The 15,775-nt window shown below is 69.8% G+C and carries 9 protein-coding genes; 6 read left to right on the forward strand and 3 right to left on the reverse strand.

Going from position 1 to position 15,775, the window contains the following annotated elements:
* The first annotated feature begins 77 nt into the window (after nt 1-77).
* The 5 genes from BO64_RS15660 to odhB all read left to right on the forward strand — a co-directional run bounded on the left by BO64_RS15660 (nt 78) and on the right by odhB (nt 7,219).
* Nucleotides 78-626 (forward strand): DUF2306 domain-containing protein, encoded by a 549-nt coding sequence (locus tag BO64_RS15660; RefSeq protein ID WP_496404243.1) that lies wholly within the window; start codon nt 78-80, stop codon nt 624-626.
* A gap of 175 nt (nt 627-801) precedes the next feature.
* On the forward strand, nt 802-2,001 hold the full coding sequence (gene sucC, locus BO64_RS15665) for an ADP-forming succinate--CoA ligase subunit beta (protein ID WP_496404244.1): 1,200 nt from the start codon (nt 802-804) through the stop codon (nt 1,999-2,001).
* Between the two features lie 3 nt (nt 2,002-2,004).
* Nucleotides 2,005-2,883, forward strand: coding sequence for a succinate--CoA ligase subunit alpha (gene sucD, locus BO64_RS15670; RefSeq protein WP_496404245.1), 879 nt, complete (start codon nt 2,005-2,007; stop codon nt 2,881-2,883).
* A gap of 91 nt (nt 2,884-2,974) precedes the next feature.
* Nucleotides 2,975-5,923 carry a 2-oxoglutarate dehydrogenase E1 component gene (locus BO64_RS15675; protein WP_496404246.1) on the forward strand — a complete coding sequence of 983 codons (2,949 nt, stop codon included), beginning with the start codon at nt 2,975-2,977 and terminating at the stop codon, nt 5,921-5,923.
* Between the two features lie 48 nt (nt 5,924-5,971).
* Nucleotides 5,972-7,219, forward strand: coding sequence for a 2-oxoglutarate dehydrogenase complex dihydrolipoyllysine-residue succinyltransferase (gene odhB / locus BO64_RS15680; protein ID WP_496404247.1), 1,248 nt, complete (start codon nt 5,972-5,974; stop codon nt 7,217-7,219).
* A 106-nt stretch (nt 7,220-7,325) separates the two neighbouring features.
* Here odhB and BO64_RS15685 read toward each other — a convergent pair whose 3' ends face one another.
* On the reverse strand, nt 7,326-8,399 hold the full coding sequence (locus tag BO64_RS15685) for a citrate synthase/methylcitrate synthase (protein ID WP_496404248.1): 1,074 nt from the start codon (nt 8,397-8,399) through the stop codon (nt 7,326-7,328).
* 77 nt (nt 8,400-8,476) lie between these two features.
* Here BO64_RS15685 and BO64_RS15690 point away from each other — a divergent pair, with 77 nt between their 5' ends.
* A complete protein-coding gene (locus BO64_RS15690; protein WP_496404249.1) occupies nt 8,477-9,640 on the forward strand; it encodes a citrate/2-methylcitrate synthase in 1,164 nt (387 codons plus the stop codon).
* A 37-nt stretch (nt 9,641-9,677) separates the two neighbouring features.
* Here BO64_RS15690 and gltB read toward each other — a convergent pair whose 3' ends face one another.
* Together gltB and BO64_RS15700 are read right to left on the reverse strand one after the other, a co-directional pair.
* The gene (gltB, locus tag BO64_RS15695) at nt 9,678-14,222 is read right to left on the reverse strand and encodes a glutamate synthase large subunit (protein ID WP_496404250.1); all 4,545 of its coding nucleotides are present in this window, start codon (nt 14,220-14,222) and stop codon (nt 9,678-9,680) included.
* Between the two features lie 5 nt (nt 14,223-14,227).
* Nucleotides 14,228-15,664, reverse strand: a complete 1,437-nt coding sequence (locus tag BO64_RS15700; protein WP_496404251.1) for an NAD(P)-dependent oxidoreductase — start codon at nt 15,662-15,664, stop codon at nt 14,228-14,230.
* Nucleotides 15,665-15,775: the final 111 nt, after the last annotated feature.

Below are 15,775 nucleotides of genomic sequence, written 5' to 3' on the forward strand. Positions count from 1 at the left end.
GTCGCGCGCCTCGCGTCATCCCGCCATCCACCGGTCCGAACGGCGCCCCCGAGGCGCCTGGAATTCGGAGATAGAGCATGTCGCAAGTCCTGCAAAAGCCCGCCCGCCGGCCGTGGGGCGTCGGCCTGAACCTCGCCGCGGTCTTCGCGGGCGTGGCCCTGGTCATCGCCCTGGCCCTCGGGCCGGCCTCAGGCGGGATGCTGCGGCTGGCGGCCGCCGCCCGGCTCCATGCCCCGGACCTTGAGGCGCTGGCCGGCCTGCCGCAGCCCATCAAGGCGCACCTGGGCGCCGCGCTCGCGGCCCTGACGCTGGGGGCGGCGCTGATGGCCGTGCGCAAGGGCCGGCTGTTCCACCGCGCCGCCGGCTGGGTCTGGGTCTCGCTGGTCGCGGTGACGGCGGGGAGCAGCCTGTTCATCACCAGCCTCAGGCCCGGCGCGTGGTCCCTGCTGCATCTGCTGACCGCCTGGACCCTGCTGATCCTGCCGCTGGCGGTGGTCGCTGCCCGCCGCCACAAGGTCGCCCGGCACCGGCGGGCGATGATGGGCCTGTTCTACGGCGGGTTCGTGATCAACCTCGTGGTCGCCCTCATGCCGGGCCGCACTCTGTGGACGGTGTTCTTTGGGTGAGGGCCGATTTTCGCGGTTGGACCGCGCTGTTCGCCTAACGTGCTCACCTAGGGAGAGCATCTCGCACAGAACGGCCTTCCCGGGGGCTTGACGCGGTTGTCATCGCCTAAGAGGGCGCCTATAAGCCGCCTCACTCGCTCTCAGGCGAGCCACAGGCAAAGCGCTCCAAGGCCTCATGAACATCCACGAACACCAAGCCAAAGCCGTCCTCGCAGAGTTCGGCGTGGCAGTCCCGCGCGGGTATGCCGCGTTTTCCGTCGACGAAGCCGCGCAAGCCGCCGAGAAGCTCGGTGGGTCGGTCTTCGTGGTCAAGTCCCAGATCCACGCCGGCGGCCGCGGCAAGGGCCGCTTCGAGGGCCTCGGCCCCGACGCCAAGGGCGGCGTCCGGGTGGTGAAGAGCGTCGCCGATGTGCGCGCCAACGCCGAAGAGATGCTCGGCCGGGTGCTGGTGACGCACCAGACCGGCCCCGCGGGCAAGCAGGTGAACCGCCTCTACATCGAGGAAGGCGCCGACATCGCCCGGGAACTCTATCTGTCGCTGCTGGTTGACCGCGAAACGAGCTGGGTCTCGGTCGTGGCCTCCACCGAGGGCGGCATGGACATCGAGGACGTGGCCCACTCCACGCCCGAGAAGATCGTCACCTTCTCCATCGACCCGGCCACGGGCGTGTTCCCGCACCATGCGCGCAAGCTGGCCAAGGCCCTGAACCTGACGGGCGGCCTCGCCAAGGAAGCGGCGACCCTGCTGAACCAGCTCTACACGGCGTTCCTGGCCAAGGACATGTCGATGCTGGAGATCAACCCGCTGATCGTCACCGGCGACGACCACCTGCGGGTGCTGGACGCCAAGGTGTCGTTCGACTCCAACGCCCTGTTCCGCCATCCGGACATCGTCGCCCTGCGCGACGAGACCGAGGAGGACCCGAAGGAGATCGAGGCCTCGAAGTACGACCTGTCGTACATCGCCCTCGACGGCGACATCGGCTGCATGGTCAACGGCGCGGGCCTGGCCATGGCCACCATGGACATCATCAAGCTCTACGGCGCCGAGCCGGCCAACTTCCTCGACGTGGGCGGCGGCGCCTCGAAGGAGAAGGTGACGGCCGCGTTCAAGATCATCACCGCGGACCCGAACGTGAAGGGCATCCTGGTGAACATCTTCGGCGGCATCATGCGCTGCGACATCATCGCCGAGGGCGTGGTGGCCGCGGTGAAGGAAGTCGGGCTGAAGGTGCCGCTGGTCGTCCGCCTCGAGGGCACCAACGTCGACCTCGGCAAGAAGATCATCAATGAGAGCGGCCTGAACGTGATCGCCGCGAACGACCTCTCGGATGGCGCCGAGAAGATCGTCAAGGCCGTGCGGGGCGCTGCTTAAGACATGTCGATCCTGATCAACAAAGACACCCGCGTCATCTGCCAGGGCATCACCGGCAGCCAGGGGACGTTCCACACCGAACAGGCCATCGCCTACGGCACCAAGATGGTCGGCGGCGTCACGCCGGGCAAAGGCGGCCAGACGCACGTCGGCCTGCCCGTGTTCGACACGGTCGAGGAAGCGGTGAAGCAGACCGGGGCCGACGCCTCGGTGATCTATGTGCCGCCGCCGTTCGCCGCCGACTCCATCCTGGAGGCGATCGAGGCCGAAGTGCCGCTGATCATCTGCATCACCGAGGGCATCCCGGTGGCGGACATGATCAAGGTGAAGCGGGCCCTGTCGGGCTCGAAGTCGCGCCTGATCGGGCCGAACTGCCCGGGCGTGCTGACGCCGGGCGAGTGCAAGATCGGCATCATGCCGGGCAATATCTTCAAGAAGGGTTCGGTGGGCGTTGTTTCCCGTTCGGGGACGCTTACCTATGAGGCCGTGTACCAGACCTCTCAGGTGGGCCTGGGCCAGACGACGGCCGTGGGCATCGGCGGCGACCCCGTGAAGGGCACCGAGTTCATTGACGTGCTCGACATGTTCCTGAAGGACCCCGAAACCGAGTCGATCATCATGATCGGCGAGATCGGCGGTTCGGCCGAAGAAGACGCGGCTGAGTTCATCAAGAATTCAGCGATCAAGAAGCCTATGGTGGGCTTCATCGCTGGCCGTACGGCGCCTCCGGGCCGCCGCATGGGCCATGCGGGCGCGATCATCTCCGGCGGCAAGGGTGGCGCTGAAAGCAAGATCGCTGCGATGGAGGCTGCGGGCATCCGCGTGTCGCCGTCGCCGGCGAAGCTGGGCGAGACCCTGCTCGAGGTGCTGAAGGGCGCCTGAACTAACATTGTAGCGTAGGGCGTCCCGCGCCAGGCTCCTTCACCAGAAGACCGCGGGCCGCCGTGGATGGTGAAGACCTAAAGGCGACGAGATGGCGGACGACGCAGGCCTGATCAACGAAGTCCTGGCGGAGACCAGCTTCCTCTATGGCGGCAACGCCGCCTTCGTGGAGGATCTCTACGCTAAATGGGCGGCGAACCCGGAGTCGGTGGAGCCGTCCTGGCGCGCCTTCTTCGCCTCCCTGGCGGATCGGGCGGACGAGGTGAAGGCTGCGGCCAAGAGGCCGGCGTGGACCAAGCCCGCCGCGCCTCAGGCCCGGCCCGACTGGCTGTCGGCCATCGACGGCCTGTGGCCGGCGGTGGAGGCGAAGGTCGGCAAGGCCATCGCCGACAAGAAGCCGGCCGCCAGCCAGGACGAGGTGCGCGCCGCGACCCTCGACTCGCTGCGGGCCATCATGATGATCCGGGCCTACCGGATGCGCGGCCACCTGCAGGCGAACCTCGACCCGCTGCAGATCGCCACCACCCCCGGGGACGCCTCCGAACTGGACCCGGCGACCTACGGCTTCGCCGAGGGCGACTTCGACCGGCCGATCTTCCTGGACTATGTGCTGGGGCTCGAGACCGCGACCCTGCGCGAGATCCTCGCCATCCTGCGCCGCACCTACTGCGGCAATATCGGCGTGCAGTACATGCACATCTCCGATCCCAGGGAGAAGGCGTGGCTGCAGGAGCGGATCGAAGGCCGCGACAAGGAGATCGTCTTCACCAAGGAAGGCAAGATCGCCATCCTGAAGAAGCTGATCGAGGCCCAGGGCTTCGAGGCCTTCCTGCACCGCCGCTTCCCCGGCACCAAGCGCTTCGGCCTCGACGGCGGCGAGGCGATGGTCCCGGCGCTGGAGCAGATCATCAAGCGCGGCGGGGCGATGGGGGTGAAGGACATCGTCATCGGCATGCCGCACCGCGGCCGCCTGAACGTCCTCGCCGCCGTGATGGGCAAGCCCTATCACGTCATCTTCCACGAGTTCCAAGGCGGCTCGTCGGTGCCCTCGGACATCGAGGGTTCCGGTGACGTGAAGTACCACCTGGGGGCTTCGTCCGACCGTGAGTTCGACGGCAACAGCGTCCACCTGTCGCTGACCGCCAACCCGTCGCACCTGGAAATCGTCAATCCGGTGGTGGTGGGCAAGGCCCGGGCCAAGCAGGCCTTCACCCTGCGCGAACAGCCCGACGCCGGCCGCAACCATGTGCTGCCGCTGCTGCTGCACGGCGACGCGGCCTTCGCCGGCCAGGGCGTGGTGGCCGAGTGCTTCGCCCTGTCGGGCCTGAAGGGCTATGGCGTCGGCGGCACCATGCACTTCGTGGTGAACAACCAGATCGGCTTCACCACCAGCCCGAAGAACTCGCGCTCCTCGCCCTATCCGTCCGACGTGGCGCTGATGGTCGAGGCGCCGATCTTCCACGTGAACGGCGACGACCCGGAAGCGGTGACCTTCGCGGCCAAGGTGGCCACGGAGTATCGCCAGCTGTTCGGCAAGGACGTGGTCGTCGACATGTTCTGCTACCGGCGGTTCGGTCACAACGAGGGGGACGACCCCACGATGACCCAGCCGCTGATGTACGCGAAGATCAAGGGCCACCCCTCGGTCCGCGACCTCTACGCCCAGCGGCTGATCGCCGAGGGCGTGACGACCCAGGCCGAGGTTGACGGCTGGATCGCCGAATTCGACCAGTTCCTCGACCGCGAGTTCGAGGCCGGCAAGACCTACAAGGCCAACAAGGCCGACTGGCTGGACGGCAAGTGGTCGGGCCGCAAGCCGTCGGGCGAGGAGAAGTACGCCACGGGCGTGCCGAAGCAGAAGCTGCTGGACCTCGGCCGCAAGATCACCACGCTTCCCGAGCGCATCAGCGTCCACAAGACCGTCGAGCGGGTGATCAACGGCCGCCGCGAGGCGATCGAGAGCGGCGTCGGCATCGACTGGGCCACGGCCGAGCACCTGGCTTTCGCCACCCTGCTGGACCAGGGCTATCCGGTCCGCCTGTCCGGCCAGGACAGCGTGCGCGGCACCTTCAGCCAGCGCCACGCCGGGATCATCGACCAGAAGACCGAGGAAGTTTACTTCCCGCTCCGCAACCTCGGCCCGCACCAGGCGCACTTCGAGGTGCTGGATTCGGCCCTGTCGGAAGAGGCGGTGCTGGGCTTCGAGTACGGCTTCTCGCTGACCGACCCCGACACCCTGACCATGTGGGAAGCCCAGTTCGGCGACTTCGTGAACGGCGCCCAGGTGGTGATCGACCAGTTCATCTCCTCGGGCGAGCGCAAGTGGCTGCGGATGAGCGGCCTCGTGATGCTGCTGCCGCACGGCTATGAGGGCCAGGGTCCGGAACACTCGTCGGCCCGCCTGGAGCGCTTCCTGCAGCTCTGCGCCGAAGAGAACATGCAGGTGGTCAACTGCACCACCCCGGCCAACTACTTCCACGTCCTGCGCCGGCAGCTGCTCCGCGACTTCCGCAAGCCGCTGATCGTCATGACCCCGAAGAGCCTGCTGCGTCACAAGCGGGCGGTCTCGAACCTGGCCGACCTGGCCGAGGGCACGGCCTTCCACCGGGTGCTGGTGGACGGCGCCGAGGCGGGCTGCGACGTGGGCGGCGTGACGCTGAAGCCCGACGCCGAGATCAAGCGCGTCCTGCTCTGCTCGGGGAAGGTCTACTTCGACCTCGTGGAACAGCGCGCCAAGACCGGCCGCGACGACGTCTACATCCTGCGTCTCGAGCAGTTCTATCCGTGGCCGATGAAGTCGCTGTCGAACGAGCTGAAGCGCTTCAAGGACGCCGAGCTGGTCTGGGTTCAGGAAGAGCCCAAGAACATGGGCGGCTGGCAGTTCGTCGATCCGTGGCTGGAGCTGACGCTGGAGCGGCTGGACGTGAAGGCCAAGCGCGCGCGCTACGTGGGCCGTCCGGCCTCCGCCGCCACCGCCGCCGGCCTGATGAGCCGTCACCTCAAGGAACTGGAGGCTTTCCTTACGGAAGCCTTCGCGTAAACCGATCTTTGTTTGTGTTCGAGACGATCTAAGGGAGCGACCCGACAAATGGCCGACATCATGACCCCGGCGCTGGGCGAGTCCGTCACCGAAGCCACGGTGGCGCGCTGGACCAAGAAGGCCGGCGATGCGGTTCGCAAGGACGAGATCCTGGTCGAGCTCGAAACCGACAAGGTGAGCCTGGAAGTGGCCGCCCCGGCGGACGGCGTGCTGGCCGAGATCACGGCGGACGAAGGCGCCACCGTCGAGCCCGGCGCGGTGCTGGGCAAGATCACCGAAGGCGCCGCCGCGGCTGCGGCGCCGGCCGCCAAGGCCGAGCCGGCTGCGGCTCCGGCGCCGGCTCCCGCCGCTGCGCCCGCCCCGGCCCCCGCGCCGGCCCCCGCGCCGGCCCCCGCTCTGGCCGCCGCGCCCAAGGCCGAACCGGTGCTGGCCCCCTCGGCGCAGCGCATCGTCGGCGAGAACAAGCTGGACGCCGCCGCGATCCCGGGCACCGGCAAGGACGGCCGGGTGACCAAGGCCGACGCCCTGGCCGCCCTGGAAGCCCGCGCCAAGGCTCCGGCCGCCCCGGCCGCCCCCTCGGCGCCGCGCGAGCTGCATGACCGTGAGGAACGGGTCCGCATGACCCGCCTGCGGCAGACCATCGCCCGCCGCCTGAAGGAGGCCCAGAACACCGCGGCCATGCTGACCACCTTCAACGAGGTGGACATGACCAACGTCATGGCCCTGCGGAACCAGTACAAGGACGTGTTCGAGAAGAAGCACGGCGTGAAGCTCGGCTTCATGAGCTTCTTCGTCCGCGCGGCGATCCACGCCCTGAAGCAGGTGCCGGAAGTCAACGCCGAGATCGACGGCAACGACATCATCTACAAGAACCACTACGACATCTCGGTGGCCGTCGGCACCGATCGCGGCCTGGTGACGCCGGTGGTCCGCGACGCCGACCTGATGAGCCTGGCCGAGATCGAGAAGGAGATCGGCGCCCTCGGCAAAAAGGCCCGCGACGGCCAGCTCGCCCTGGAAGACCTGCAGGGCGGCACCTTCACCATCTCGAACGGCGGCGTGTACGGCTCGCTGATGTCGACCCCGATCCTGAACGCCCCGCAGTCGGGCATCCTGGGCATGCACAAGATCCAGGAGCGTCCGATGGTGGTGAACGGCCAGATCGTGGCCCGGCCGATGATGTACCTGGCCCTGAGCTACGATCACCGGATTGTCGACGGCAAGGGCGCGGTGACCTTCCTGGTGCACCTGAAGGACGCCATCGAAGACCCGCAGCGCCTGCTGCTGGACGTCTAGGACGCTTCAGGCGAACGGGCGGGAAGGGCGGCCGCAGCCCTCTTCCCGCCCGGCCCGGCTTCGCCGGCTCAGCCCTCCCCGTGACGGGGAGGGTTTTTCGTATCGGTCAGGCCGCCTTCCGCGGGGCGGGGCCCACATAGACCGACTGCGGCCGGATCAGCCGGCCGCCGGCCAGCTGTTCCCGGGCGTGGGCGAGCCATCCGGCGACCCGGCCCATGGCGAAGACGCAGGTGAAGGCCGTGGGCGGGAACTGCAGGGCCTCCAGCAGCAGGGCGGTGTAGAACTCCACATTGGTGTCCAGGGGCCGGTCCGGCTTGCGCTCGCGCAGGATGGCGAGGGCCGCGGCCTCCACGGCCTCGGCGAACTCCAGCCGCCCCTGCCGGGCGTCGAGCCAGCGCACGGCCTGCTTGAGCGCGTCGGCCCGGGGATCCCGCACGCGGTAGATGCGGTGGCCGAAGCCCATCAGCCGCTCGCCTCGGGCCAGGGCCGCCTCGATCCAGGCCCGGGCGTTCGCGGGCTCGCCGATCCCGTCCAGCATGTCGATCACCGGCCCGGGGGCGCCCCCGTGCAGCGGCCCCTTGAGCGCGCTGATGCCGGCCAGCACCGCCGAGGCGAGACCCGCCCGGGTGGAGGCTACGACGCGGGCGGCGAAGGTGGAGGCGTTCAGCCCGTGATCGCTCACCGTCACCAGATAGGTGTCGAGGGCGTCGGCCTCGGCCTGGGTGGGCGCGGTGCCGCGCAGCATCCGCAGGGCGTCGGCGGCGTGGCCGAGGGACGGGTCCGGCGCCACCGGCGCCTCGCCGGCCTGGGCCCGGACTACGGCCGCCGTGAACACGGCGGGGGCGGCCAGGATGCGCAGGGCGGTGGTCATGTCGTCCCCGTCGGCCAGCCGCGCCATGAGGGCGCGCACGGCCTCCACCGGGCTACGGCCCACCAGGCCGGCGTCCAGGGCCGCCACCTCGGCGAAAACCTCGGCCCGGGCCTGGCCGAGGGCGGCGGGAAGGTCGGCGGGGAGGTCCGGGTAGAAGCCCTCGAACAACACGGCGACCAGTTGTTCGAAGGTGGTGCGGCCCGCCAGTTCGTCGAGGGAATGGCCCCGGATGATCAGCCGCCCGGCCTGACCGTCCACTTCCGACAGCACCGTCTGGGCGGCGACGACGCCTTCAAGTCCGTCCGACATCTCGATCCTCCATCAATTCTCAGGCCGAGAAAATTGCTGCCTGGCGTCTTCCGTCAATCTTGATCAATATAATCAATATGACCCGACCGGACTGGATACCTGCCGAGGAGGCCCTCGCCCGCCTGGGGGTGAGGCCTCAGACCCTCTACGCCTATGTGAGCCGCGGACGGGTGCAGGTGAGGCCAGACCCGGGGGACAGCCGGCGCAGCCTCTACCGGGCCGCGGACATCGCCGCCCTGGCCGAGCGCAAGGCCCGCAGCCGCCGCCTGTCGGACGTGGCGGCGGGGGCGATCCACTGGGGCGAGCCGGTGCTGGCCTCGGCCATCACCACGGTGGCAGGCGGGCGGCTGTTCTACCGGGGCCGCGACGCCATCGCCCTGGCCGACAGCGAGACCCTGGAATCGGTGGCGCGGCTCCTGCGCGGCGGCCACGGGGCGGCGCTCAAACAGGCGGAACGTTCGCCGCCGCCCCCCGGGCCGGACATGCGCACCCGGGCCTACGCCGCCCTGGCGGCGCGCGCCGCCGCAGACCCGCCGGCCCGGGGGCGTGCGCCGCCGGCCCTGGCCGTCGAGGCGGCGACGCTGCTGGACGTGCTCACCGATGCGGTGGCGGGCGCGGTGGGGCCTGGGGCGATCCACAATCGCCTGGCGCTCGCCTGGGGCCAGGCGCCGGGCGGAGCGGGGGCGGACGTCATCCGCCGGATCCTGGTGCTGACCGCGGACCATGAACTGAACGCCTCGGCCTTCGCCGCCCGGGTGGCGGCCTCAACCGGGGCGTCGCTGTCGGCCTGCGCGCTGGCGGGGCTGGCCACGCTGTCGGGGCCGCGGCACGGCGGGGCGACGGTGGCCGTGCGGACCTTCGCCGCCGAAGCCGCGGAAGCCGGGCCGTCAGAGGCGATCCGGCGCCGGCTGCTGGACGATCGCGCCCTGCCGGGCTTCGGCCATCCGCTGTACCCCGATGGCGATCCGCGGGCGGCGGCGCTGCTGGCGCGGTTCGACCCGCCGGAGCCGCTCATGGAGCTGCAAGGGGCGGTGATGGAGATCGCCGGCCTTGCCCCCACCATCGACTACGCCCTGGTGGCGGCGTGCGAGGCCTTCCGCCTGCCGCAGGATGCGCCCTTCGCCCTGTTCAGCGTCGCCCGCTGCGCCGGCTGGATCGCCCACGCCATCGAGCAGGGCCAGTCCGACGCCCTGATCCGACCCCGGGCCCGCTACGTGGGGCCGGAGCCGGAAACGACCTGATCGATCCCGCGCCGCGCGAAGCGGGGCATGACCCTGGTCAGGCCCGACGGTGCACGGCCTCTTCGGCTTCCAGGGGATGGTCGAGACGGCCGACCATCTCCTTCGGGCAGACCTGCCAGAACTTGCGCACGGCCACGTCCCAGTTGCGGAGCAGGTCCTGGGCGAGGACCGAGCCGGTCTCGCGGGCGTGCTCTTCGACCAGGCTCCTGAGCACCGCCTTCCAGTGGGGGCTGAGCACCCGGCAGGTGACCACGCTCTCGGCGTTGAGCTGCATCTGGAACTCGCCGTCCTCGTCGAGGACGAAGGCCATGCCGCCGGTCATGCCCGCGGCGAAGTTGAAGCCCACCGGTCCCAGCACCACGGCCATGCCGCCGGTCATGTACTCGAGGCCGTTGGCGCCGCAGCCTTCCACGACGGTGGTGGCGCCCGAGTTGCGGACCGCAAAGCGCTCGCCGGCCAGGCCCGCCGCGAAGAGGCGCCCGGACGTGGCGCCGTACAGCACCGTATTGCCGATGATCGCGTTCTCGCGGCCCTGCCGCGCCAGATGCGGCGAGGGACGGATCACGATGGTGGCGCCCGACAGGCCCTTGCCCACGTAGTCGTTGGCCTCGCCGGTGACCTCCAGCCGCAGCCCCTGGACCGCGAAGGCCCCGAGGCTCTGGCCGGCCGAGCCCTTGAGCTGGACCGTGAGGTGGCCGGGCGGCAGGCCATCCATGCCGAACTTGCGGACGATGTGCGACGAGGTGCGGGTGCCGATCGCCCGGGCGGTGTTGGCCACCGTGTAGGTGAGCTGCATCTTCTCGCCGCGTTCGAGCAGCGGGGCGGCGTCCCGGACGATCTGGGCGTCCAGGGTGTCGGGCACCTCGTTGCGGCCCTCCACCGTGCAGTAGGGCTTGTTGGGCCCCGGGTCCGCCTTCACCAGCAGCGGGTTGAGGTCGAGGTCGTCGAGATGCTCGCCGCCGCGGGAGACCTGCATCAGCAGGTCGGTGCGGCCGACGATGTCCTGCAGGCTGCGCACGCCGAGCTCCGCCAGGATCTCGCGCACTTCCTCGGCGATGAAGGTGAAGAGGTTGATCACCTTCTCGGGGCTGCCCGTGAACTTGGCGCGCAGGGCCTCGTCCTGGGTGCAGACCCCCACCGGGCAGGTGTTGGAGTGGCACTGGCGCACCATGATGCAGCCCATGGCGATGAGGCTGGCGGTGCCGATGCCGAACTCCTCGGCGCCCAGCATGGCGGCGATCACCACGTCGCGGCCGGTGCGGATGCCGCCGTCGGTCCGCAGGCGCACGAAATGACGCAGGTTGTTCAGGGTGAGCACCTGATGGGCCTCGGACAGACCCATCTCGAACGGCGCGCCGGCGTACTTGATCGAGGTCTGGGGCGAGGCGCCGGTGCCGCCGACGTTGCCCGAGATGAGGATGATGTCCGCCTTGGCCTTGGCCACGCCCGCGGCGATCGCCCCGATGCCGGTCATGGCGACCAGCTTCACGGTCACCCTGGCGTCAGGATTGATCTGCTTCAGGTCGTAGATGAGCTGGGCCAGGTCCTCGATCGAATAGATGTCGTGATGCGGCGGCGGGCTGATCAGCATCACGCCGGGGGTGGCGTGGCGCAGCTTGGCGATCAGCTCGGTCACCTTGAAGCCGGGCAGCTGGCCGCCCTCGCCGGGCTTGGCGCCCTGGCTCACCTTGATCTCGATCTCGCGACACTGGTTCAGGTACTCGGCGGTGACGCCGAAGCGGCCCGAGGCGATCTGCTTGACGGCCGAGTTGGGATTGTCGCCGTTCGGCAGCGGCCGGTAGCGCGAGCGGTCCTCGCCGCCTTCGCCCGAGACGCTCTTCGCGCCGATCCGGTTCATGGCGATGTTGAGGACCCCGTGCGCCTCGGGGCTGAGGGCGCCCAGGCTCATGCCGGGGGTGACGAACCGCTTGCGGATCTCGTTGACGCTCTCGACCTCGTCGAGGGAGATCGGCTTGGCGTCGGTGCGCCATTCCAGGAGGTCGCGCAGCTGGATCTGCGGCAGGCCCCGCAGGGCCGCCGAGTAGCGCTTGAACAGCTCGTAGTCGCCGCGGTCGCAGGCGCTCTGCAGCATGTGGATCGAGCGGGCCTCGAAGGCGTGGGCTTCGCCCGAGCGGCGGGACTTGTAGAAGCCGCCCACCGGCAGGCTGACGGCCGCCGGGTTCCAGGCCTTGCGGTGCAGCTCCACGGCCTTGGCCTCGATACCGGCCAGGCCGATGCCGGAAATGCGCGAGGGCATGCCGGGGAAGAACTCGGCCACCAGGCTGCGCGACAGGCCCACCGCCTCGAAGTTGTAGCCGCCGCGGTACGAGGAGATGACGCTGATGCCCATCTTGGCGATGATCTTCAGCAGGCCGCCCTCGATGGCCTTCTTGTGGTTCAGGCACAGGTCGCGCAGCGACAGGTCGCCGGTCAGGCCCCGCTCCTGGCGGTCGAGGAAGCTCTCCTGGGCCAGATAGGCGTTCACCGCCGTGGCGCCGACGCCCACCAGGACCGCGAAGTAGTGGGTGTCCAGGCACTCGGCCGAGCGGACGATGATCGAGACGTAGGACCGCAGGCCCTTGGCCACCAGCCAAGCGTGGACCCCGCCGGTGGCGAGGATCATCGGCAGGGCGACCCGGTCGGGGCCCGAGCCGGTGTCGGTGAGGACGATGGTCGAGCAGCCGCGCAGCGCCGCTTCCTCGGCCTCGGCGCGGATCCGGTCGAGATTGGCGCGCAGGGCGTCGCCGGGCCGGGCGTCCTGGGCGGGGATCGGCATGGTGCAGTCGATGACGGCGATGTTCTTCTCGCCAATCACCTCGATGACGCGCTCGTACATGCCGGTGGTCAGGACCGGCGAGTTCAGGACGAACACATCGGTCTGGGTCTCGTCCTCGGCGAGGATGTTGCCGAGGTTCTTGAACCGGGTCTTGAGGCTCATCACCGCCGTCTCGCGGAGCGAGTCGATCGGCGGGTTGGTCACCTGGCTGAAGTTCTGCCGGAAGAAGTGGCTGAGCGGCCGGTAGGTGTCGGACAGCACCGCCAGGGGCGTGTCGTCGCCCATGGAGCCCACCGCCTCCTTGGCCTCCTCGACCATGGGAGCGAGGATCAGCTCGAGGTCCTCGAGGGTCAGGCCGGCGGCGGCCTGGCGGCGCACCAGCTCCTCGCGCGGGAACATCCGCGGCTCGGGGCCGGGGCCGATCTTGTCCTCCAGCTCGACCGTGTTGCTGAGCCAGCGGTCATAGGGGTGCTGAGCGGCGAGGCGGTCGACGATGCCGTCCTCGTCGTAGAGCCGCCCCTCGTTGAGATCGACGGCCAGCATCCGGCCGGGCTCGATGTGAGCCTTGCGGATGATACGGGACTCCTCCACCCGGCACATGCCGGCCTCGGAGCCGATGATCAGCAGGCCGTCCGAGGTCTGGGCGACGCGCATCGGGCGCAGGCCGTTGCGGTCCTTGCCGGCCACGACCCAGCGGCCATCGGTGGCGCAGACGGCGGCGGGGCCGTCCCAGGGCTCCATCACCGCGTTGCAGTAGGCGTAGAGGGCCCGGTGGCTCGCCTTCATCTGGGCGTCGGAGCGGGTGTTCCACGCCTCCGGGATCAGCAGGGCCTTGGCCATGGGCGCATCGCGCCCGGCCCGGACCAGCACCTCGAAGACGTTGTCCAGGGCCGCGGAGTCGGAGCCGCCCGGCTGGATCACCGGCTTCACGTCGTCCTGGTAGTCGCCGAAGGCCGAGGCCGCCATGCGGATCTCGTGCGACTTCATCCAGTTGGTGTTGCCCTTCAGCGTGTTGATCTCGCCGTTGTGGGCGAGCATCCGGAAGGGCTGGGCCAAGCGCCATTCGGGGAAGGTGTTGGTGGAATAGCGCTGGTGGAAGATGGCCACCGCGGCGGTGAACCGGGGGTCCTTCAGGTCGGGGTAGAACTCGTCGATGTGCTCGGCGAGGAACATGCCCTTGTAGATCAGCGACCGGGCCGACAGCGAGCAGATGTAGAAGTGCTGGATGTTGGCCGCGGCGACGCGCTTCTCGATCCGCTTGCGGCAGAGGAAGAGGGCGCGGTCCAGCTGCTCGCCGTCCATGCCGGGCGGCGGGGCGAGCATGATCTGCTCGATCTCGGGACGGGTGGCGTTGGCCTTCTCGCCGATCACCGCGGTGTTGGTGGGCACCTGCCGCCAGCCGTAGATGTAGAAGCCGAAGCGCAGGGCCTCGCTCTCCACGATGGTCCGGGCGGCCTCCTGGGAGGCGAGGTCGGTGCGCGGCAGGAAGACCTGGCCCACGGCGATGGGGCCCGGGCGCACCTCATGGCCGATCCGCTCCACGTGGGCGGCGAAGAAGTCCTGCGGGACGCTGACCAGAACCCCGGCGCCGTCGCCGGTCTTGCCGTCGGCGTCGACGGCCCCCCGGTGCCACACGGCCTTCAGGGCGCGGATGGCCAGCTCCACCACCTCGCGGCGGGGCTTGCCGTCGATGGCGCAGACGAGGCCGACGCCGCAGGCGTCGTGCTGGGCCGTGATGTCGTAACCGCCGTTGGCCTCGAGGAGGGCTTCCCGGTCGCGTTCGTAGCGGGCGAGGATGTCCGTCATGGGTCCTACTCCGCCGCCATCAGGGCGGCGCTGGCGTGGGCGGTGAGGTAGCGGTGCATGGCCTCGGCGGCGTCGCGGCCGTCGCGGATGGCCCAGACGACGAGGCTGGCGCCGCGGACGATGTCGCCGGCGGCGAAGACGCCGGGGATCGAGGTCATCATGCTCCGGTAGTCGGTCTTGAGCGTGCCCCAGCGGGTCACGGCCAGGTCCTCGGCGCGGAAGGCCGTGGGCAGGTCCTCGGGATCGAAGCCCAGGGCCTTGATCACGAGATCGGCCTTCAGCTCAAAGTCGGCGCCTTCGATCTCCTCGGGGCTCTGGCGGCCGGAGGCGTCGGGCGAGCCGAGGCGCATGCGCACGGCGCGCACCCCGGCGGCGGCCAGGGCTTCGCCGGTGATCGCCTTGGGCGCGGCGAGCCATTCGAAGACCACGCCCTCCTCCTCGGCGTGGGCGACCTCGCGGGCCGAGCCCGGCATGTTGGCACGGTCGCGGCGATAGAGGCAGGTCACCGAGGCGGCGCCCTGGCGGATGGCGGTGCGGACGCAGTCCATGGCGGTGTCGCCGCCGCCGACCACCACCACATGCTTCCCCGCGGCGCTGAGGCGCGAGTCGACCGGGCCGTCGCCCAGCTGCTCGCGGTTCGAGGCGATCAGATACTCCAGGGCCGGGACCACCCCGTCCGAGCCGGCGCCGGGGACGGACAGGTCGCGGGCGGCATAGACGCCGGTGGCCAGCAGCACGCCGTCATGGCGCTGCCTGAGCTCGGCGAGGGTGGCGTCGCGGCCGACCTCGAACGACAGCTTGAACTCGACCCCGCCCTCGGCCAGGCGGCGGGTGCGCCGTTCGACGACGTGCTTCTCGAGCTTGAAGCCGGGGATGCCGTAGATCAGCAGGCCGCCGGGGCGGTCATGGCGGTCGTAGACGGTGACCTTGTAGCCGAGCTCCACGAGGCGTTCGGCGGCGGCCAGGCCGGCGGGGCCCGCGCCCACCACGCCCACCGACTGGCCGCGCGGCTCGCCGGCCCGCAGGGGCTGAACCCAGCCTTCTTCCCAGGCCTTGTCGGTGAGGTAGCGCTCGACCGCGCCGATGGTGACGGTGCCGTGGCCCGACTGCTCGATGACGCAGTTGCCCTCGCACAGGCGGTCCTGCGGGCAGATGCGGCCGCAGATCTCGGGCATGGAGTTGGTGGCCTGAGACAGGGCGTAGGCTTCCTCGAGCCGGCCCTCGGCGGTCATCCGCAGCCAGTCGGGGATGTTGTTGTGCAGCGGGCAGTGCGACTGACAGAACGGCACGCCGCATTGCGAGCAGCGCGAGGCCTGCTCGGCCGCCTTGGCGTCGATGAAGTCGCGATAGATCTCATGGAAGTCGTGCGCCCGCGCCTCGGCCGGACGCTTCTCCGGCGTCGACCGCTCAACGACAGTGAATTTCAGCATGCGCTCGGCCATGGGTCCCTCCGCAAGCCGGGCATTTAGAGGCGGAGCCGGCCTCCGCAAAGACGGTAATCAAAAATCGGGACTATCAGAATCTTTGTCACGCCTGATCGGCGTTCGAAAACC

Source organism: Phenylobacterium composti DSM 19425 (assembly GCF_059568645.1).